This is a genomic window from Bacillus sp. TH13 (assembly GCF_016651175.1).
Lineage (GTDB): Bacteria > Bacillota > Bacilli > Bacillales > Bacillaceae_G > Bacillus_A > Bacillus_A thuringiensis_S.
In genome coordinates this window covers 83279-104210 of sequence record NZ_JAEKEJ010000007.1, presented here as the reverse complement: position 1 = coordinate 104210, position 20932 = coordinate 83279, and the positions used below count along the sequence as shown (strand labels likewise).

The following is a 20932-nucleotide window of genomic DNA, read 5'->3' as shown; positions in this document are numbered from 1 at the left end:
AATTCAAGCGGAAGGTTTATGCATTGTATGATAAGATTTATCGTCCAGGCATTCTGGACGAAGCATGGAGATGGGGAAGGGTAAAACAGAATGCGCACAAAGCGATATCGAAGGTAGGGAGAGGGAGCCGAATGGCTCACTGGATTGTAGATGTAGACATACAAAGATACTTTAACAATATTAATCATAAAAATTAACGAAGATTGTAGAAAGAAGAATCAGTGACCGAAGAGTGCTAAAACTCATTAAATAACAGGGATATGTTGTTTTTACAATCACTTATACCTCCAGAAAGACGGATGGTAAATAATCCAAGAGTTTAATTTGATGGAATCAGCTAAGGGACAGTATATTGAGTGGCAATTAATTTAGTTAAAAAAGCATTTTGAAAAGGGGGCTTTATATTTTTATGAATGATTGAAGATCAAATAGGTGATAAATTGCAAATTGGATAAGGGTGATTATCCAAGACCAAATAAATAAGTAAATGGAAGGTTTCCCCCACAGAGTTTATAAGCTCCCTATCCTAAAATATAATCGGATTGTAATTTCAAATCAACTTACGTCTTTTATTAACTCTGATACAATTGTAGTATTAGAAGAAGAGGAAGTTATCGAATTTAGAACCCCTGATTTATCTTCAATGTCACATGAAATTGGAATCTATAGAGATTTCAACTTAGATTGAATGGAGACTGTATAAAGTTAATATTAAAATACCCTTTACCCTATATACTTAAGTAAAGGGTATTTTAAATATAATTTAAATTATACATCTAATGTTACTAATTAGTATTTTTACGAAATATATTTTTAACCGTTTTGTCCTAAAAACTTCAAGATAATTACAATGAATCTATAAATCTTGGAAATACTGATACTATTGCTCTAGAAAGGTTTTGTGATTGGTATGGAAAAGGTATTTATCAGTCTGATATTAATTTGTTAACGGTACCAAAGATAAACGATTAACGATTTCATTTTCTGAAAAGCATGATGATTACTCGATATGGGTCACTGCAGGTAGCTAAGCTCTCTTTTCATAATACCTTGACTTTTTCTTCGATTTCTAACCCCCGTGTGATAACAGTAGATAGGCCCTCTGTCTATCCTGTATTTGATACAAGGATTGGATCCATATGCCCGAAAACATGCAACTGTGAAAAGTTAGACATCTTAATAATCAAATGGGACAAGATCATCGTTTTATCAAGAAACGCATGCGTTCTATGTTTGGATTTACGTTATATAAAATAGCAACTTCTACTTTGGTGGATCCCCTAACGCAACTTCAATATTTTTAAGCCCATTAAAATCATTATCCCCTCCCTCTTACTCATTTTAATGTAAAGCACATGCAAATGGCGGAGAATACCTTACTAAATTCTATAAGGTGACGTTAATATATCCTGATGTTTACCTTTTAAAAAAATTAAAAAGGTAAATATTACATTTTCATCACTTATTCAAAAAAATTCACGAGAAAGTAAAAATAGGAAATTGTAACACTTTCATCAAGTGTTACAATTAACATTGTGAAAAACGTAACAAGTTATTTTTCACTTTAAAATTATAATACGTAGGAGGAATTAGTATGAAAAAAACTATAATTGCGAGCTTATTATTAACATCTGTATCAATGAGCTCGTTAGGCAGTGTAAGTGCTTATGCAGAAGGCGGAAAATCTAAGTTAATGATCACTTCTTCACAAAGTATAACCGTTGGAAATATGTTCAATAATTCTATTAGAGTATTAGGGGTACAAACTCCGCTTATACAAACGTATGGATTGTTGATTTTAAAACAGCCAGATATTCAATTGCAAACGAATAATTTAACATTACATCAACAATCTGTAAAGGAAAAAGCTCGTAATTGGTTAGATGAATATAAACCTAAGTTAATTGATTTAAACCAAGATATGAGACAATTCAGTATTATTTTTAACAATTATTACACTGATTTATATGATTTAGCAAAAGATATGGATGGAAATCAGGAGACGAAAGAAGAAGTTATATATGGTATCAATGAAGTACAAGATCAAATACAAACTACCCAAAATAGCATAGAAAAAAACCGATTAGAAATAAACCGATTTAATACTTTATTAAATAAAGATAGTAAAAATTTATCAGAGGATGCCAAAGTAGCATATAAAGCACTTGAGGGTTCAGAGGGTAATATTCTAAAAATAAAAAATGAGGTTAATAATATTCAGCAAGCAATACAAACAGAACTTGCAAAAATTTTAAATAGACCAAATGAAATTATGAAAGGATCTATTAATATTGGAAAACAAGTTGCTACAATTGTGGATACAGCAGGCCAAAAAAAACAGTTTAATATTTCAGCTATTCAATCGATTAATGATGAGCTTATAAATCTTTCTGACAGTCAAGTAACAGTAGCCTCTCATAACATTCAGCAGAAACAAAAAGAATTGATAACTTTAGTTAAGGGTTTATCAGAGGCGCAAATCCAAGTAACGGAGATTAATCTTATTGAAAACCAAGTGAAAGGCTTCACTCAGCAGATAGAGAAGCAAATCACGGCTTTAGAATATGTATTAAGTGATTGGAAAATGTTGAATGATAGCATGGTTCAACTAAAAAACGATATAAATAAAGGAATGACGAATGGTGAAACAATACAAAAGAAATTAATTGAAGTAAAAAAAACAAGCGATGAGATTTATAAACAAACAGATCAGTTTAAAGACATCATTACAAATGTACAAATAAAATCATTTTGATAATAAACTAAATACATATTTAATGAAATAAGGGGAGATTAAAAATGACAAATAAAATAATTGGATTAACTGCATTGGCAATCACATTGGCAGTAAGCACTACAGTGCCAACAGATACTTTTGCAGCAGAAAATAATTCATCTTCAAATCTGATGTATGCTGCTGCAGTTTCTACTAATAAGTATCCTAATTATCCTGATTATGATTTAGGTCCAAAAGGACTTGAAGAGGCACTGAAAAAAACAGGTTCAAATGCTCTAGTAATGGATTTATATGCTTTAACAATTTTAAAACAAGCTAATGCTGATTTTAGTGGTATAACAGGCATCAAAGACAATTTAGAAAATGATGTTATGGGACATCAAAAAGTAGCAAAAGAAAATGCAAAAAAATGGTTGGATCAACTTAAACCAGAACTTATTTCTGTGAATGAAGGCATTATTAATTACGATAGGACCTTCCAAAATTATTATGATGAGTTGATTGAAGTTTTGGACCAAAAAGATAAAAAAACTTTTGCAGAGGGAATCAATGAATTATCAAAAGAAATTACTAGTAACAAAGAGAAAGTAGACAACTTGGTAAAATCACTATCTAGCTTTCGGGATAAAGTATCAGAAGATACAAATAATTTCAAAAAAGATGCGAATCATATACAAAGTATTTTAGAGAGTAAAGACGCTGGTATAACTGTCTTACAAGAAGAATTAGACAGCTATATGGAAGCTGTAAAAAAATATAACGATATTGTGATTGGCACAGCTGTTGCAACAGCTGTAGGTCCAATTATTTTGACAGGTGGCATAGTTTTAATTGCTACTGGCGCCGGAAGTGTAATTGGGACAACGATAGTTGCTACTGGTGCAGGAACAACAATTGGAGGTGGAATTGCACTTGGTAATGCGAAGAAAGAGATGGACAATTCTGAAAATGAAATAAAGAATCTAACATTGGAAATTTCTCAAGCTAAAATGAGTTCAGCTAATTTAAAAATTATGGTAAAGCAAACCAGTGAATTAGCAAAAACAATTGATATGGCCATTGATTCACTCGAAAAAATTTCAACAAAGTGGCAGATAATAGATGCTGAATATAAATCCGTATGTGAAAATGTTGAAAAGATGACCGCCGAAAATGTTCATTTCATTAAACCGAAGCTAAATACTGCTAAAGATAGCTGGGCTGATGTTAGAAAATCTGCTGAAGAGATGTATAAGTCTGAGATTAAAGTAGTAAAGCAGTAGACTTGAAAACTAGTATATTATTATAATTCCAGTTAGATATAATTTATAAATAGAAAGGCTTTCTATTTATAAATTAAACAGTTTTCTTATCCAATAGATATCTTGTTTAATTTTAGAAGTAGATCTATTGGATAAGAGTTATGAAAAGGTGGATAATATGAATACTAAATTGTACAAAAAAATTTTTTAATGATGACTGCTGGAATAATTGCCATTAATATTGTACCACTTCATACTTTTGCAATAGAGAAAAAAGGAAATACGACTATATCCCAAAAAGGAATCCATAATGACTCATCTCAACATTTTCAAAATGTAACTTTAACGGTTGCATCTGATATAGCAGATGTAGATTATTATGCCGAAGCAATACTTAATCAAAGTGAAATTAATTTTCACAACATAAGCTTAATAAAGAATGGATTTAAAAGAATTCTACTAAATAATCAGCAAATAAGGAAAAAAAATGCTTCGCATTGGTTGAATAGTCTTAAAAATGATATTAACAAAACAAAACAAACTATTATGGATTATAATGATACATTTCAAAAAGATTATGAGGGTTTATTAATTGCTGTAAAACAAAAAGATAAAAAAAGGTTAAAAATAGGGCTTAGAACAATGCAATTAAATATAATAGAGAATAAAGACAAAACACAATTATTGTTGGACGAATTAACATCATTCCGTGATGATATGTTGGGCGATAGAAGAAACATAGAAAAAGACACAAAAAAATTAAAATCTATCTTAGATAGTGAGACTCAATATATTTCTGTTCTTCAACAAAAAATTAATAGCTATAACAATTCAATAAAGACGTGGAACGATAATATTGAGAGTCTTAAAAAGGTACCTTGTCATCAACCATCTGCTGCAATCGGTTGTAGTATTATATTTTCGGAAAATCAAAAAAAGATTACTATTGCAGAACAAGAAATTAAAAAGCTAAATGAAAACATTAACGATCGGAATCAAGAGATAAGAGAAATAGAGAAAAGAAGTCGCCCTATTGTAAGGGGTGTGGATATTTTAACTGACACACAAGATAATGCTACTAATATGTTGTCGAAAATTGATATCACTATTGATTCTATCCAGGATATAATTAACCAATGGCATAAAATAATTTCACAATATGAGGAAGTATTACAAAATATTGAAAACATCGATTTTGAGACACACTATATAAAAGCAAGACTAGATACAGTTAAAGATAGCTGGGATGACCTTAAAGATTTTGTTGATAATTTATATCAATGATTCAAAACATAAAACAATACTATCTTTAACACTAAATCCGATTCTGACACAAAAATTCAATTTATTTAAAAAAGGTATATACATTATTATTGGAATCTGTTTTTATGTCCTTATTCCAAAGGATTAATGAATAAATTTAGATGTGCGAAAAAATTTTAATCCAAACATTGAACGAAACCTCTTTTTAACATAACGGCGATTTAGTTCTGCAATGTTATTTGGATATTGCATCAGCCTTCTTTGGATGCCTACAGGCATCTTTTTCTCTTTCTTTAACTCATCAATGATCTAGGGTAGAATTGATTCTTATGGAATGTTATAACATTAGGTTTTGAAACATGAAAAGAGAACGCAAAGCTTTTTGAAGAGGAGCTTTCCCGCACTGAACATGTCCTTTTTAGAGTATAAGTATGTCTTAGATTTATTGATTCACTGCAATTGACTTGAAATTTTTACGCCATAGTGGATAATGGTAGAAAGTTACTAATATAGAAAATCTAATAAAAAGTAAAAATTATAAATTAGTAACTGCCTTTTTGGAAAATAAACAGGCGCTATCAGCTCCGAATAATTATTATGATAAGTATGAAAATGAAGTTGGACCAGAATCTCGAAAATCACTTGAAAGTATGGCGACTAAACCAGAATGGTTTGTTCTTTCAAATGATATTAATAATTTTTCTAAACGTTTAATTGAAACAGTTTCAAAGGTTACTAAAAATGAAAAAGATAAAATGGTTTTAGATTTTATAATGATTTAGAAGCTCGGGATATGCGTGTACCCGAAGGCGAGTATAACCTTTTTTATAAGGTGACAGAAACAAAACCCGATGTAAATGGGTTTGATGTTGCTAGTTGATTTTTCATGTCAAGTGATACAAAGTTTGAAATTCCAACTTCAAAAGCACTAGCTAATTCAAATGCAATAAAATGTATACCTGGTAAAATAGAAGCTGAGAAATTAGCGGATAAGAAAGTAGTAAAAGCGGGAGATACCGTAACATATTCAATTGTTGCGAAAAACGTATTAGATAAAACAACAGTAAAAGATGTGGTAATTGAAGATACATTACCAGGAGGACTTGAGCTAGACGCAGCTAGTATCCTGTTGGATGGTAAAAAGGTAGAAGCCGAAGTAAAAGGCAACTACTTGAAAGTAGTGGTACCAAAAATCAATGGTGTAGGAGAAGCAAAAGTAACCTTTACAGCGAAGGTAATGAAGAAAGATGCGGGAATGAAATTTATTTTATGTACTTGTGTGTTTTGGTTGATAAAGGGGGAATAATATACTACATTAAATATGGTAGGATAGGTTAAAAAACAGGATATAGTATTTAGGTGGAGGCAGGTATAAATGAATCAGGTAGATACCATACGTGATGTTATTATTCAAAATGCTTTAATATTATTTAATAAAAAGGGATACGGTCAAACTTCTATCCAGGATATTATGGAAGCTACAGGACTTCCTAAAGGTGCGATATATAGACGGTTTGAAAATAAGAATGAAATTGCTATTGCTGCGTTTGCATATTCTGGGGATATTATTTGGAAACATTTTTCCGAATCAACAAAATCTAAAAATACAGCACTCGATAAATTAATAGCAATGTTTGAAGTTTATCAAGATGCGGCTCATAACCCACCTGTGGATGGAGGATGTCCTTTACTTAATACAGCAATAGAAGCTGATTATGGACTTCCAGCGCTTCGTGAAAAGGTTGTTGAAGAATATAATCGGACTTTGTTTTTTATACAAGCTATTATTGAAGAAGGGATTAAGTCTAAAGAATTTAAACAAGGTTTAGATTCTTATGGCTTAGCATCATTTTTACTTTCGACTATAGAAGGTGCAATTATGGCGAGTCGTTTGTCTTTAAATAATGAACATATAATTTATAGTATCGAACAAGTAAAAATATTATTACAAAATCATTTAGAAAAGAACCAAATTTAAGCATTTTAATCTATTTGGTTCTTTTTCTTTAGATTAAAAATAATCGTTTTAGGTAGTCAAATATATTATTTTTAAGAGGGATATTGGCAGTAAATAAATTTTCAACTCTCAATTAATCATTAACGTTGTTTAATTTAAGAATGAAATTTGCAATATTAATAGCGATGTAGTATTATTAAGATAATAGACCGGACGGTTCGGTCTATTATCGAATCAAAATACAAGGAGGTTTTAGTGTGTATACATAATTTGTATAAGTGTTAAGGCTTTAAAACAGTATTTAATTTAATGAATAACAAATATACTATTCTGTATTAAGGAGAGATTATAATGGAAATTGTTATTATGCTTTACAATGGAATCACAGCATTAGATGCGATTGGACCTTATGAAGTATTCGCTGCCGGAACAAATAGTAAATTAAAGTTTGTTGCTAAAAATAAAGGATTAATCCAGCTAGATACAAAAATGGGATTTTTACATGCTGACTATAGTTTTTCCGAAATTACTTCAGCTGATATCCTTGTAATTCCTGGAAGTCGTCCACCAAACTTTAAGGTTCCTATGAATGATAAAGAAACATTGGATTGGATACGTAGGATTCATAAAACTACTAAGTACACTACAACAGTTTGTAATGGTTCATTAATTTTAGGTGCTACAGGTTTATTGAACGGGATTGAAGCAACCAGTCATTGGGGCTCTTATGATATCTTACGTTCTCTCGGTGCCATACCAACTGAAGAAAGGGTTGTTCATAAGGGAAGCATTATAACGGCAGCAGGAGTCTCAGCTGGTATTGATATGGCTTTACAGTTAGTTGCTTGGGAATATGGAGAAGATACTGCCAAAGCTGCACAATTAGTTTTAGAATATGATCCACAACCACCATTTGATGCTGGTTCGCCGAAAAAAGCACCAGCCCATTTATTAGAACAATTAAGCATGGAACTAAAAGAAATGGAAAAACAAAACCCAAACTTATAAGCTTGTTAAGAGAAAGTGAAGACTTTAATTAAGAATAAGATTAATTTCTGGTGATTTACAATTATGTCTAACTTTACGCCAAGCTGTTAATAAAGAACTATTGTTTTTTCTATAGGAGATAGCATATTACATTTCTTTATTGTGGTGTGAAATTTCATGATATCACTATAAAATTATACTGCTTATAAGTAAAGAAGGGATGATAAGTTGCCAATAACTAAAAAAGAAAATTTTTACTTTGAGATGCTAACATGCTTTTGGATGGGCATAGTTATGACTTTTTATAATTTATTTATAAATGGTTTAATTGGAATAGTATCCTTTAAAGGAGTACTTATTCAACTAACATTAGGTTTTATAATTTCTTTGTTATTAGATTTATTTATAGTTGGTCCAATCGCAAAGAAATTTGCATTTTTGTTACCTTACGATAAATCTAAGGAGAAATTAGTAAATTTATCTATTTCATTCTTTATGGTAGTTGGAATGGTTCTCTTTATGTCTATTTATGGGGTAGCAAATGCTCATTTTTCTAATGGTTTAGGTGAAAAGTCATTAATTGAGCTTTACTACTCAATAGTTTTCAAAAACTTTATTTTTGCTTTCCCAGTCCAACTATTAATTATGGGACCTTTTGTTCAATATCTATTTATTAAATTTTTTAAGTGCGAAACCAAAGTTCAATCTAGTAGTATTAGATAAAGTGGATTTAAGTAATGTGTAGATATGAATTACTCGTATTAACTTAGAAATTAATGTTGTCTTTGGTTAATAAACTAAACAACAGACCGGACGGTCCGGTCTGTTGTTTTTTAGAATTTTATGATATAACTCTTCAGCAAATAAAGACAACTCTTGTTTTTGATACACATTTATAAAAAGCACGACACCCTTTCTTATTAACATAAGAGAATAGTAACGTGTTTTCAACTTCAAGAATAGTCTAAATCCTTATGTTGATGGAAGTGTGGTGCTACCCTATGTAGCTATTGCTGTAGCAGTTGGGGCAATCATTGAATCACTTGTTGATGTTTTTGTTGGACAGAAGGAATAAAGGGCAGCGAGCTTGGTGAAGCTTGCTGTTTTTTGTTTTCTCTTTAAGTTTCTTGATTCGTTCAGATGCGGTTGGTTTTTGTTGTATTGGATTACTTTTTTCTCTTGGCTCTTGGTGTACATCTTTCTTCATTATTTGATGTTGTTCAGATAGATCTAATTGAACCTATTTTTCGGAAGTTTAAAAATAAAATTGTTGGCTAACCTTTTACTAAAGAATTTTATAGGAGGGTTAAAAGTGAAATGGTTCAATTTAGGAAAAAGAAATCGTTCCAAATTAGCTGAGTTTCTAGACCGTAATGATCTAACTCAACATGATCTTGCCAATGAAAGTGGAGTGAGCAAGTCCACAATAAGTCGTGTATGCCAAGGCGACAAATTTTCACCTACAATGAGGAATGCACAAAAAATCATAAAAGCGTTAAAAAAACTAACAGGTAAAAAAGTCGATTATGATGACTTTTGGACTATGTAAAACGATGGTACCGGTATTATCAAAATAGGCATAAAAAACAGCCCTACTTTCGCAGTGGACTTGTTGGTTAGCTATAAGCGCGCTATACGCTATTAGTATGCTAAGAATCTAGAATCATTGCATGTACATAAATTACATTTCTTACGAACTGAATATCCACATCGCGTATTTAAAGAGATTTAACGATAGGGGGATCCATAAAAAAAGATAATCGTCTTAAAATCGTAATCTCGGAGACTTCCTTTTATAAAATCTATATACATTCGGATTTTGTGTAGCAATGGAATAGGATGACGCAACAAGCATTAACGGACATCATAATACCCGAAATGGGTCTTTCATGTTCGCTAACATATATTGTTGCATTGTTCATTATATTGGGTTTACTGATAATACGTAGATTAAAATTCACAGCATATATTTCGAAAAAAGATTGAGCGGAACATTACAGGTTTGTAATGTTAATGTAAGAAAGTTGGATGGTAAGCTATATAGTTTTAAGTCATACTTAAGAAGCTAGCTTAATGATGGATGTTTAATCAATACAAAAGGAGAAGTGTTTTTATGAAATGGTTTTTTAGAGCTTTTATGGTTTTAGTAGTAATTTGTGGGGGTGCTTTTTATTATCTTACCTCTAGCAATGGATATTATTCAACGAAAGAATATTACGTGAAAATGATAGCTAACCCTACAGTTGAAAGCAAAAGGTTAAATAATGGTGAAATGAGCAAAAACAATGTCTATAACGTGACAGGGTACGATAAAGAAGGAAAAGAAAGAAAGCTTCGAATTGTGTCAAATGATGTTTTTGAAAAAAATCAATATTACATTATACATTGGGAAGATAGGAGAGGTATTATTTCTAAGAAAGAAAAAGTTGATAAAACCAAGATTGATAAAGCGATCTTAGAAAAATTGAATGCTGTTTTATAGTATGTAGTAAAGAGTATAAAATGTTATAAGCTAGTGAGAAGATGTTATAAAAATTTTAACAAAAACAGACCGAACCGTCCGGTTAGGTCACCCATATAGTTGATTGGAGGAGGAAAACATGAATTCAATAATATATTCAAAAAATAGAATCGTATCACTTGATATTATTCGTGGGTTTGCATTGTTAGGTATTTTATTTATTAACATACCAGCATTTCAAATAGTAATCGAGGGATCTTCGGCACCCACGAATTATGGTGGTATAGATGAAACAATCCGTATATTAATTGATGTAATAATTACGAAGAAGTTCTTTTCAATTTTCTCATTTTTATTTGGAGTAGGATTTTATATTTTTGCTTCAAATGTTGAGAAGCGTGGAGATAATCCTAAACGGAGATTTGCTAGACGTTTAGGATCACTTTTCATTATAAGTCTTGTCCATATGTTTATATTTTTTGGGAGTATTTTATCTGCATATGCATGTATCGGTTTATTATTAATTCCATTTTATCATGCGAGTTTATCTACGATAGCTAAGTGGCTAGGCGGGATTGCTAGTGCTTATTTATTTTGTATCGTGATACAACTTGTAAATATTAAAAATGAAATGGTTACTTCAATCGCAACATCTATGACAACAGATTCGACTTTAATTTTCTTGATGTTCTTAGCTGGCTTTGGGGTATCTAAAGCAGGGTGGATACGAAGAATTTGGGAATTTAAAAAACAAATTATGAGAATTCAATTGGCGATGTTACCGTTAGTCATTGGTGGTGCTGTCTGGATTTGGCTAGCATCTAGTGCAAACAGTGATCAATTATCCCTGATTATTAAACTAAGTAGTATCCCAACGGTTGTTTTATATTTAAGTACGATGTTTTTATTATTAGAAAATAAAACAGTTGCTACGTTGTTTACACCGGTTGCTTCTGTAGGAAGAATGGCCCTTACAAATTATGTAGCACAAAGCATCATTGCCAAAGTAATATTTTCATTTGCAAATATTGAATTTGTAACACCTACACAAACAGTTTGGATAGCGTTACTTATTTTTACGATCCAAATTATATATACTTCGATTTGGTTTAAATTCTTTAAAATGGGTCCACTAGAGAAAATGTGGCGAACTATGACATATGGAAAGAGAAAAGCATAATCATTTTAAAATTAGTAGAGTATTTTGATGAAATTAAATACCTGGAGGGGTTTAAGTGAATAGAACAGTTGTAAAAGTTGAAAATGTGAAAAAAACGTATGGAAAAAAAGATGAAAATCAATCCCATGCTTTAAAGAATGTTTCATTCTCGGTAAGAGAAGGTGAGTTTATTGGAATTATGGGTCCGTCTGGTTCGGGGAAAACAACTTTGCTAAATGTAATTTCGACATTAGATAAGGCGACAGATGGTGTAATTGAAATTGCAGGTACGGATATTACAAAAATGAAGCAGGATGAGCTTTCTGATTTTCGTTCTCAAAAATTAGGATTTATATTCCAAGATTTTAATCTGTTGGAGAACTTATCTGTGTATGAGAATATTGCTCTTCCCTTATCACTTCAAGGTGTTCCATCACGAAATATCAAACCAAAGGTAGAGAAAGTAGCGGAAATGTTAGATATTTCATCAATTCTTCCAAAATATCCTGCGGAAGTTTCAGGAGGACAAAAACAGCGTACTGCTGCAGCACGTGCGCTTGTACACGAGCCAGCAATTATTTTAGGGGATGAGCCAACAGGAGCACTCGATTCCAAAAATGCGAAAAGTTTACTTAAGGCGATGAAAAACCTAAATAGAAAGCAAAATGTATCTATTATGATGGTTACTCATGATCCTTATAGTGCGAGCTATTGTGAACGGATTTTATTTATTAAAGACGGAGGGTTATATAAAGAATTACATTGTACGAGTGATCGTGAAACATTTTATAAAGAAATTTTAAATGTTATGGCAAACATGGATACGAAACAAATATAAGAGAGGAAGTTCAATGATGTTATTCAAATTAGCTATTGGGGCTATCCAAAGCAAGAAGAAAGATTATGGCATCTTGCTGACGGGATTAATTATAGCCATTTCTATTTTTTATATGTTCCAAACATTAGGAACTAATGAAGTGTTTTTGAAAGAAAATAATTCAATCGGTGCGATTTTATTTATATTTAAAGCAGGCTCATTTTTAGTTGGGACTGTGACATTTTTCTATATTCTATATGCTAATTCATTTCTATTTTCTCTACGTCAAAGGGAATTTGGAATGTACATGATGTTAGGGGCGAAACGAGATAAAGTTGTAACCCTTATGTTTATGGAGACGATGGCATTAGGAGTTGTATCTCTTGTAATTGGAGGGTTAGTTGGAATCGTTCTCTCACATACGACAGGTAAGTTGCTAATGACACAACTCGCATTTGATGCAGTTGGATATAATGCGTTGCATCTACCAGCATTAAAAGCAACTTGTAGATTTTTCTTAACCATCTTTTTTATCAATGCAGTTATCAATAGCTTTAAATTATTAAATACTTCGGTATTACAACTAGTGCATGGAAATGCAAAAATGGATCAAGTCAAGGTAGGAGGAATAAAAAAGGCAGTACTTGCAGTATTTGCCTTGATTTTATTAGCAGTTGGGTATTTTGCAATGATTAATATGTGGAAGTTACAGGTTAGCGGGATAGTCGTATCTTTAATCACTGTAACATCAGGAACGTATATGTTATTTGGAGCTGTATTACCGCTTATCGTAAAAATGATTAAATCTAATAAGAAGTTTAATGAAAAGGGAATTAATGCTTTTACATTTGCTCAATTAAATTATCGAATTAGTAATCTAACAAAAGTTTTAGCTACGATTACAATGCTAGTAGCATTAGGTGCTGGAGCAATATCTGGAGGGATGGCTTTTAAAAATAATATTCCATTTCAATTAGATAAGTTTACCTATTATGATGTCAATATTCATAATCCAACAGTTGAGGAGAAGAAAATTTTAAGTGATATTAAATTTACAGAAACAAAAGAATATCGCTATAAAGTGGATGAGAAGTTTGTTTATTTCATTAAGGAAGATTTAGAAAAGGATCCTTTATTAGTAGAAAATGATACAAATGGACAAAAAAAGCTAATACGTAATACAGAAGAACTACCTTTAAACTCTGTATTAGGGGAGGATATAAAATATGGAGACGCTATGATAGAAATGTCTCAAAAATGGAAAATGGCCTTTGGGGTAATCGTGCCGGATTATGTTGCTATTCATTTGAAGCATCCTATTAAAATTGTTAGCAAAAAAATGTATGAGAACATAGCAAAATCAGAGAATATAACATTTGTTGGAAAATCAGATGATTACATGAAATATGTGAAGGAATGGAAAGAAATTAATCATTTACAACTAGTGAAGTATAAAGATTTAATTACTGAGCTAGAAAAGGAAGTAAAGAATGTAAAATCAGTATTATTAGGATCAACAAAATACCATTATTACACAATATATTCAGGTTTTGTAAACGGAATATTGTTTATGGCGTTTTTCCTAGGGATTGCTTTCCTTACAATGATGGCGAGTTGTCTCATGTTTAAAGTATTATCAGGTGCTTCGAGTGATGTGGCACGTTATCAAATGCTTCGTAAAATTGGAGTCCGCCGTGAATTATTAACAAATTCAATCTACAAAGAATTATTCTTTATTTTTGTATTCCCTGCAATTGTCGGTATTATACATGTATTTGTTGGGATGAATATTTTTTCTGCTTTTGTTGTTAACCCTTATTTTCACATGTGGATACCAATTTCTATTTTTATAAGTATCTATACAATCTATTATCTTATTACAGTTCAATTGTATAAAGAAGTTGTACTTCCTAAAAAACAATAAAATTTCTAGTTATATCTAGTAAATAACAGTTAAATGTTTATTTTGTTTTATTCAAAATAATTACCTTTATAAACGGATTAATGAAAAGATAGTATAAGTAAAATAGGCTTCCCTAACATATGAAGAAAGGAACGGATAAAAAGCTTGTATACAAAAAAATATAAACAAAAGAGGATAGAGTTGTATCCTCTTTTGTTTTGCCAATAATATCACGGAAGGAAATCATGAAGAGATGTTTGGATTTTCTAAAGAGTTTAGATGTAACATTGATTTTAATATTATGCATATTATGTATCACGAGCATAACAGCTATATATAGTAGTCAGCAAACTGGACAATATGGTGAGTCTAACTTTGCTATGAAACAAGGTTTGAACTATATAATAGGTTTTGCACTATTATTACTGGTTGCATACCTAGATGTGGATCAATTACAAAAGTTATCTTGGCCACTTTATATTATTGGTTTTGTTTCTCTAATATTATTAAATAGATTACCAGTTTCTAACTTTACCCCTGAAAGATTGGGAGCAAAAAGATGGTTTATTTCCCCTGGAATTGGGCAAATTCAGCCTTCTGAGTTTTTAAAATTGGGTGTTTTTGCCCATCCCCCCGAAAAGGGGGAATAAGGACAGCAATACTTTATTCTTCCAAGGAGTCTTCTCGTGTTAAGCTGGTTAGAATATCATCTTTATTGATACTCTCAAGAATTTCCTCTATATTTACTACCGTTGGGGATTTACTAAATTCATAACGACCATAAAAATTGATATGTTGCCATGCAATTGGTGAAATATACTGTAATATTTTCATCTCAATCCCTGTATCTTTGGATTTTATTAATAAATTAGATAATATACTCGCATTGTAATAAACAATACAGTTGCTGAGTAGCCTACTACATTCATTCCAAATGTGTTGATCTTGTTCAGTTTTGAAACGGAGTTTCCCAAAGTTTGCATATGATACTGATCGACGTAATTTATGATAACTTTCTCCACGATTTAGTGATTTTTGAACATTTTGACGTAACGATAATGAATCAATATAATCTAAAAAATATAGGCTTTTAATGATGTTATCATACTCCCATAATGCTCGCTTGGTTTGATTTTTTCGTGCATAAGAACTTAATTTTCGAACAATAACATTTTGAGTTGTAGTCTTTAAAGCAAGAGATACCATAATACGTTTAATATTGTCCCATTCCTTCATAATTAGTTCTGTATTGATTTTCCGTAAGGGTTTGATAAGTAATCCTTCATATTGATTTGGATGTTGAAAACCGTATAAGTTGCGAGATATAGTTGCATGAATGTCCTTATACCTTGGTGCAAATTGGTAACCAAACAAATCTAAAATAGCAAAATTAACTTCATTCGTTCCATGTGTATCTGTAGAATGGATAGTAGGTTTTATATTGGTTGTATTATTGTATAAAATATCAAATACATAATGGCTTTCATGCTCATTTGCACCAATAATTCTTGCTTGAATTGGAATGTGGTTAGCCACCATTGTATAAGAAGTGATTCCTTTATTCATTCCAAAATATTTAGAAGAGTGACGGGACTGTAGTGTATGAATCTGTGTTTCGTATTTTTGGCCATCACTACTTGAATGGATGAAATCATCAATGTTAAAATACGGAAAAATAGGAAGCTGACTTGTGGCATTACTGATACAATCATTTGCATCTTTTAATGTTTCTAATCGAATAAAATTAGCTGATGTAGTAGCTAATTTTGAAAAATCTATATCAGAGACTTCTCCCATTCGATATAACCCCATATTGGTTCCCCAAGCTATTAAACATGGAATGAGAGTATAATCATTTGCTTTTTGATTAGCATAGCGTCCCAAAATATGTTCAAAGTTATTTAGAAAATTGCATTGCTGATTTACAAAATACAGGATACTTCTCATATCAACTTGTGGTAATACATCGAAAAAAGAATGATTAATAAGAGATGAAGCTCGAGTATATGGAAGTGTCCAAGAATGATTATTTTTATGTTTTTTCACTTGAACATGTTTGTTTTTTCCAGAGGTAATCCTTTTATTAATAGAGATGATACGAGCTTCCAATTTGGTTTCAAGTTCTTTTAAATGCTGTTCGATGGGCTGTTGTAGCTTAGTTAAATTGAAATCTTGAATCATACTTTCTTTATGTACCCAGGTATCTTCATCGACTAAATCATCTTCAAAACTTCTATACTGTATGCTATTTCTACAAAAAATATCCCCTGATTGTAAGCGATGCTATAAAGAATGATAAATTAAAAATTCATATCGATCTATTAGTAAACGTTTTGAATGCGCATCATCTTTCGTGTAAAGATAACGTTTGGTCCCATTTTGTATAAAGGTTTGTGGAATATCTTCGATATCATATTTAAGTAAAGTTTTTCGTTTCATCAAAACTTCTTTTAAAAAATGTATTGCATCCATAAGAGAATCTTCAATATCTGTTGTAACAAAATCAATTGCCATAAAAATAGGACGAATTTGTCTTTTGAATTGTAAAGCTAATGCATCAATACGTTCCCAACGGAACGCTTTTTCATCTATCTTCGAAGTATTCAAGATTTGATTTGCTAGCTCAGCTAATTTAGGACGGTCTAGGATAGAAAATACACGTCTTTGTATGTCTTTAAATACTGTATGTTCGGAAATGTTTTCATCTATTATAACTTGTAAAACATCTCCAACTTTCTTGAAATCCTCCTGGTTTTCTGTGTAATAGTTATATACTTGGTCTTTCGCAAAGGATAAGATATCATCGTTGTATTTTCTCATTTTATAAATAAAACTATTGATCAAATTATCATTCATTCTTTGGTATCGATGAAAAATAAAGCATAATAAATAAAGATTTATAAGGGATTCATTAAACCTTTTTAATTTATATACGGAATAATATTCTACTAAAGAAGCGTAATATTTAATACTTTCATTAGAAATTTTTAGTTGTGGCAAAATTGAATTGGCCAGTTGAAAAAGAGGATACATTTCTTTCCCATATTCAATTTCCCGTTTAATTTCATTCATACTAAAGTCTTTAGGTTCATGTTTGATTCGAGTAATCTTATATAAACCAGAAGGATTGTATAATAATTCTTTTAAATGCTGTTTATCCGCCTCGGATAGCTGTTTTTGTATAATCCTTATAAGGCGTTTTTGTTCATATGTAATAGCATTTCCTATAACCTCTTGTATAAAGCTATAACCAGGAATAATAATCCGTTTAGTAGTTAAATAATTTATAAGTTCTCGAAAAATAAAAATCGGTTTCCCACTTATAGCTGCAGCTCTACGAGCTTGTTCTTTTAAATCTAGTCGAGATTGTGAATCACAAAGACAATAGTTAAATCGTTTGAGAATAAGTTGTTGTTGATTTAGCCTAGTTTTTTTATCAATAGATCCAAAATCTGAGAAGTCAGCATTATTGAAATGGACTTTAAGAATATATTGAATATCTTCTTTCACTTCACATAGGTTAAATTGAAAAAATAAATGCTTTGACTTAAAGTATCCAAGTTGAAGAATAAAATAAATCTTAGATTTTATTGAACGTAAAGTATATAACAATTCAGTTTCCATTTGAGAAAGAGAAAAATACTGTGCTCGCTCTTTAGTTGTAAAAAGAGGTCTACTATAAAGTTGATTTATTTCATCTGTAGTTAAAATAGTTAATCTTTTTTGAATATTCATGTTCAATCGTTTTCTACATCTCCTTATAAATTATAGTTATAATAGATTACCCCATGTCAAAAAGTATACTTTTTGACATGGGGAGTTTGATTAAGTTTTAATGTTTCATAATTATAACATAATTATTTTTGAAATATGTCATTTGAATTGTATATAATTTGACACTAAAATATAATTATAGCTTGTATAAAAATGTTGAAATGAGAGAGGAATATATAATGAGGAAATTTTTTTATATTAGAGTGAGTAGTAAAGATCAATCTATTGAAAGACAACTCGTGACTGCATCCGAAATAGGTATTCCTGAAGAATATATCTTTATAGAAAGAGCGAGCGGAAAAGATTTCAAACGTCCTGAATATCAACTTATGAAGCGTATGTTGAGAAATGGAGATGTTTTATACATCCAATCATTAGATCGTTTGGGAAGAAATAAACAAATGATTTTAGATGAATGGCAAGAATTAATTAAAGATAAAGAAGTTGATATTGTTGTGTTAGATATGCCGCTTCTTAATACAATGAAATATAAAGATTTAAATGGAATTGAAACCCTTATCTCAGATTTAATTTTGCAGTTATTAAGTTATATGGCTGAAGATGAAAGAAAAAGAATCCGTGAACGACAAAAAGAGGGGATTGCAATTGCACTTCAAAAGGGAATTAAATTTGGCCGTAAAAAAATTGAAATCGATGATAATTTTATAGAAACTTATCAAGCGTGGAAAAATCATAAAATTACTGCAGTAGAAGCAATGCAAAAGGTAGGGATGAAGAGTAATACATTTTATAGAAGAGTCAAAGAATACGAATGTAACTTACAAAAAAGCAATCGTTCTTGAAAAAGAATATCGCTTTTTGTCCACCCCTTTTTCAGGAGATGGGCAAAAACAGCCTGTATGGGGATTCCGCGAATTTCGTACGCTAAGGAATTATTAAGGGGATTTACAATATGCATTTACGCATATTTCAGGGGCTAACACCCCAAAATAAGGGGGAGGGAAAATAAAAACAACACTTTTAAGTGTTGTTAATTACTTATATCCCCTGTTTTTATTTTTTGGTTTAATAATATATAGTCTTCTTTTTTAAATTGAACTGTTATGCGGTCTAATCTATTTCCATTTGGGTAGAAATATAATTGTTGAGTATATTTGATCCCTAAAGGTATCACTGTTTGATGAATATAATATAAAATTTTAAAACATTCTATATCTACTCCATCTTCCAAATGATTTTTTATATGAATAAGCACAAGCTCTTCTATATCGCTAAAATATTCAAATCTTGGTTTTTGAGGATGGATATTATTAATTTTACATGTCCCTTTTAAAAGAATTTTATAATAATCTTTTTCACTTAAAAAATCTTTTTCTTTCAAAAAATCTCACCTCTTATTATCAATTTATGTTACCATAATATCATAGATTGATATACAAATTATAGAAATGGAGGATGTTTTTATGAAAAAGGTTTTTTTATCAACATTTTTTGCTATATTTTCCTTGGTATTAGTTACTCCAGTATTTGCAAGTGAACTGGACGATCAAAAGTTGGAAATGTTAAATGCAACTGGAGAAATTATTTATCAAGATGAAGAAATTACAGTTAGAAGTTTTGGTAATGATACAGAAATTTCTAATGCTATTTTGAATCATCCTGATAGTGTTAGTATGGACGGAAGTAACCCTATAATAGATAAAAATAATCCTATAATGTATTCATCGGTTAATGGTCCTGGAGGGCGTTCAAGTATTGTTGCAAGTAATAGTGGAAGATCTGTTTATTGGTCTGTTAAGCCAGCTACAAAATGGCCATATCAATTTAATGGTAATGTAGCATTAAAATACCATTCTGGTTATAAAAGAAATGCAACTGTAGGTGGTATGGGAGCGTTAGGTTCTACACTTAGTGGTAGTGTATCAATGAATAAAAATAATGGTGGTTATGCAACTCTTACAGGAACAGCATATTCAATGGATTGGAAATATTATAAAGTAATGCCAGGAGTAGAAACTTCATTTAGACCAAATTAATAAACAAAAGGAGTCTGGATTCAGGCTCTTTTTTTATGCAGTTTTTTTGATGTGGTAAAAACCCTATAGAGGTAGCATCAACATTTCGTGTTTTATTGACGAGACTTCTAATATATCTATTTATGTACAGGATTAACCCTAGTGGTATTTAACTGATTTTGTTTTCAATAAGGATTGCGTGTGTCTCGTATGATTTGTCCCAAAATCCTTATTGTTGTAAATCAGCATTTTCAAAATGCTACTCTTTATAGAAAGGTGGTTACTTTTTTCTTATTCCCCCCTTTCGAGGGGATGGGCAAAAACACCCATGTTCTCTGTAGAAGCAAATCGGGATAAGTATAATGAATGTCTTGTTAAAGTGGTCTTCTCGTCTGATATGAGTAAAGAGCAAGTTGAAATAGGAATCAGAAATGCGCTTTCCATGATGTAAAGGGGTTTCTCCTGCTGCTGCTTCAAATAAGAGAAGTCGGTTTATAAGAGGCATCGAGCCACCTATAAACCGATTGTTTCTATGCTACGCATACAAGCTCTTTTCTTTATTTAGAAAAGGCTTGCGCACTTTTCTAAATAGCTTACCTAATTCCGTTGGAATTTTTGAACGGTAAGCATTAAGTAATGGGATAGTGGAATCCGTCC

The 20932-nt window shown here is 31.0% G+C and carries 16 protein-coding genes and 3 pseudogenes; 16 read left to right on the top strand and 3 right to left on the bottom strand.

Going from position 1 to position 20932, the window contains the following annotated elements; all coding sequences use genetic code 11:
- The first annotated feature begins 1594 nt into the window (after nt 1–1594).
- From JFU02_RS02270 to JFU02_RS02260, 3 genes are all read left to right on the top strand, one after another.
- Complete coding sequence (locus tag JFU02_RS02270) at nt 1595–2755, top strand: HBL/NHE enterotoxin family protein (RefSeq protein WP_201069579.1); 1161 nt, start codon at nt 1595–1597, stop codon at nt 2753–2755.
- A gap of 44 nt (nt 2756–2799) precedes the next feature.
- Nucleotides 2800–3999, top strand: a complete 1200-nt coding sequence (locus JFU02_RS02265) for a ClyA family alpha-helical pore-forming toxin (RefSeq protein WP_201069578.1) — start codon at nt 2800–2802, stop codon at nt 3997–3999.
- A gap of 189 nt (nt 4000–4188) precedes the next feature.
- Complete coding sequence (locus JFU02_RS02260; RefSeq protein ID WP_201069577.1) at nt 4189–5262, top strand: HBL/NHE enterotoxin family protein; 1074 nt, start codon at nt 4189–4191, stop codon at nt 5260–5262.
- Between the two features lie 129 nt (nt 5263–5391).
- Here JFU02_RS02260 and JFU02_RS31910 read toward each other — a convergent pair.
- A pseudogene (locus JFU02_RS31910) lies at nt 5392–5609 on the bottom strand (DDE-type integrase/transposase/recombinase); the annotation flags it as partial.
- A 189-nt stretch (nt 5610–5798) separates the two neighbouring features.
- Between JFU02_RS31910 and JFU02_RS02255 the strand changes: the two are divergent.
- The 11 genes and pseudogenes from JFU02_RS02255 to JFU02_RS02205 form a co-directional block, all read left to right on the top strand.
- Nucleotides 5799–6023 (top strand): hypothetical protein, encoded by a 225-nt coding sequence (locus JFU02_RS02255; RefSeq protein ID WP_201069576.1) that lies wholly within the window; start codon nt 5799–5801, stop codon nt 6021–6023.
- Between the two features lie 104 nt (nt 6024–6127).
- Complete coding sequence (locus tag JFU02_RS02250; protein ID WP_201069575.1) at nt 6128–6547, top strand: isopeptide-forming domain-containing fimbrial protein; 420 nt, start codon at nt 6128–6130, stop codon at nt 6545–6547.
- 69 nt (nt 6548–6616) lie between these two features.
- Entirely contained in the window at nt 6617–7219 is a 603-nt protein-coding gene (locus JFU02_RS02245; protein WP_201069574.1) for a TetR/AcrR family transcriptional regulator, read from the top strand.
- A 330-nt stretch (nt 7220–7549) separates the two neighbouring features.
- A complete protein-coding gene (locus tag JFU02_RS02240; protein ID WP_201069573.1) occupies nt 7550–8206 on the top strand; it encodes a DJ-1/PfpI family protein in 657 nt (218 codons plus the stop codon).
- 207 nt (nt 8207–8413) lie between these two features.
- Nucleotides 8414–8908 carry a DUF2798 domain-containing protein gene (locus tag JFU02_RS02235; RefSeq protein WP_201069572.1) on the top strand — a complete coding sequence of 165 codons (495 nt, stop codon included), beginning with the start codon at nt 8414–8416 and terminating at the stop codon, nt 8906–8908.
- A gap of 589 nt (nt 8909–9497) precedes the next feature.
- Entirely contained in the window at nt 9498–9734 is a 237-nt protein-coding gene (locus JFU02_RS02230; RefSeq protein ID WP_201069571.1) for a helix-turn-helix domain-containing protein, read from the top strand.
- A 564-nt stretch (nt 9735–10298) separates the two neighbouring features.
- A complete protein-coding gene (locus JFU02_RS02225) occupies nt 10299–10667 on the top strand; it encodes a YxeA family protein (protein WP_201069570.1) in 369 nt (122 codons plus the stop codon).
- A gap of 118 nt (nt 10668–10785) precedes the next feature.
- Nucleotides 10786–11826: a DUF418 domain-containing protein gene (locus JFU02_RS02220; RefSeq protein WP_201069569.1), complete on the top strand. Its 1041-nt coding sequence runs from the start codon at nt 10786–10788 to the stop codon at nt 11824–11826.
- 55 nt (nt 11827–11881) lie between these two features.
- Nucleotides 11882–12643 (top strand): ABC transporter ATP-binding protein, encoded by a 762-nt coding sequence (locus JFU02_RS02215; protein WP_137052674.1) that lies wholly within the window; start codon nt 11882–11884, stop codon nt 12641–12643.
- A gap of 16 nt (nt 12644–12659) precedes the next feature.
- Complete coding sequence (locus tag JFU02_RS02210) at nt 12660–14546, top strand: ABC transporter permease (protein WP_201069819.1); 1887 nt, start codon at nt 12660–12662, stop codon at nt 14544–14546.
- A gap of 224 nt (nt 14547–14770) precedes the next feature.
- Nucleotides 14771–15145: pseudogene (locus tag JFU02_RS02205) on the top strand (FtsW/RodA/SpoVE family cell cycle protein); the annotation flags it as partial.
- Nucleotides 15146–15188: 43 nt separating this feature from the next.
- On the opposite strand, the pseudogene JFU02_RS02200 reads toward JFU02_RS02205, so the two are convergent.
- Nucleotides 15189–18260: pseudogene (locus tag JFU02_RS02200) on the bottom strand (Tn3 family transposase).
- A 218-nt stretch (nt 18261–18478) separates the two neighbouring features.
- Here JFU02_RS02200 and JFU02_RS02195 point away from each other — a divergent pair.
- Nucleotides 18479–19102 carry a recombinase family protein gene (locus JFU02_RS02195; protein ID WP_201069568.1) on the top strand — a complete coding sequence of 208 codons (624 nt, stop codon included), beginning with the start codon at nt 18479–18481 and terminating at the stop codon, nt 19100–19102.
- A gap of 188 nt (nt 19103–19290) precedes the next feature.
- Here the strand turns inward: JFU02_RS02195 and JFU02_RS02190 are convergent, their stop codons facing one another.
- Entirely contained in the window at nt 19291–19641 is a 351-nt protein-coding gene (locus JFU02_RS02190; protein ID WP_201069567.1) for a hypothetical protein, read from the bottom strand.
- A gap of 82 nt (nt 19642–19723) precedes the next feature.
- Between JFU02_RS02190 and JFU02_RS02185 the strand changes: the two genes are divergently transcribed.
- Nucleotides 19724–20296, top strand: coding sequence for a hypothetical protein (locus tag JFU02_RS02185; RefSeq protein WP_201069566.1), 573 nt, complete (start codon nt 19724–19726; stop codon nt 20294–20296).
- The last annotated feature ends 636 nt before the right edge of the window (nt 20297–20932 follow it).

Excerpts from the sequence above, each read along its gene's own strand:
- JFU02_RS02260 (WP_201069577.1), top strand. The coding sequence starts at position 4,189 with ATGATGACTGCTGGAATAATTGCCATTAATATTGTACCACTTCATACT.
- JFU02_RS02210 (WP_201069819.1), top strand. The coding sequence starts at position 12,660 with ATGTTATTCAAATTAGCTATTGGGGCTATCCAAAGCAAGAAGAAAGAT.
- JFU02_RS02245 (WP_201069574.1), top strand. The coding sequence starts at position 6,617 with ATGAATCAGGTAGATACCATACGTGATGTTATTATTCAAAATGCTTTA.
- JFU02_RS02250 (WP_201069575.1), top strand. The coding sequence starts at position 6,128 with ATGTCAAGTGATACAAAGTTTGAAATTCCAACTTCAAAAGCACTAGCT.
- JFU02_RS02220 (WP_201069569.1), top strand. The coding sequence starts at position 10,786 with ATGAATTCAATAATATATTCAAAAAATAGAATCGTATCACTTGATATT.
- JFU02_RS02265 (WP_201069578.1), top strand. The coding sequence starts at position 2,800 with ATGACAAATAAAATAATTGGATTAACTGCATTGGCAATCACATTGGCA.
- JFU02_RS02195 (WP_201069568.1), top strand. The coding sequence starts at position 18,479 with ATGAGGAAATTTTTTTATATTAGAGTGAGTAGTAAAGATCAATCTATT.
- JFU02_RS02225 (WP_201069570.1), top strand. The coding sequence starts at position 10,299 with ATGAAATGGTTTTTTAGAGCTTTTATGGTTTTAGTAGTAATTTGTGGG.
- JFU02_RS02185 (WP_201069566.1), top strand. The coding sequence starts at position 19,724 with ATGAAAAAGGTTTTTTTATCAACATTTTTTGCTATATTTTCCTTGGTA.
- JFU02_RS02240 (WP_201069573.1), top strand. The coding sequence starts at position 7,550 with ATGGAAATTGTTATTATGCTTTACAATGGAATCACAGCATTAGATGCG.
- JFU02_RS02270 (WP_201069579.1), top strand. The coding sequence starts at position 1,595 with ATGAAAAAAACTATAATTGCGAGCTTATTATTAACATCTGTATCAATG.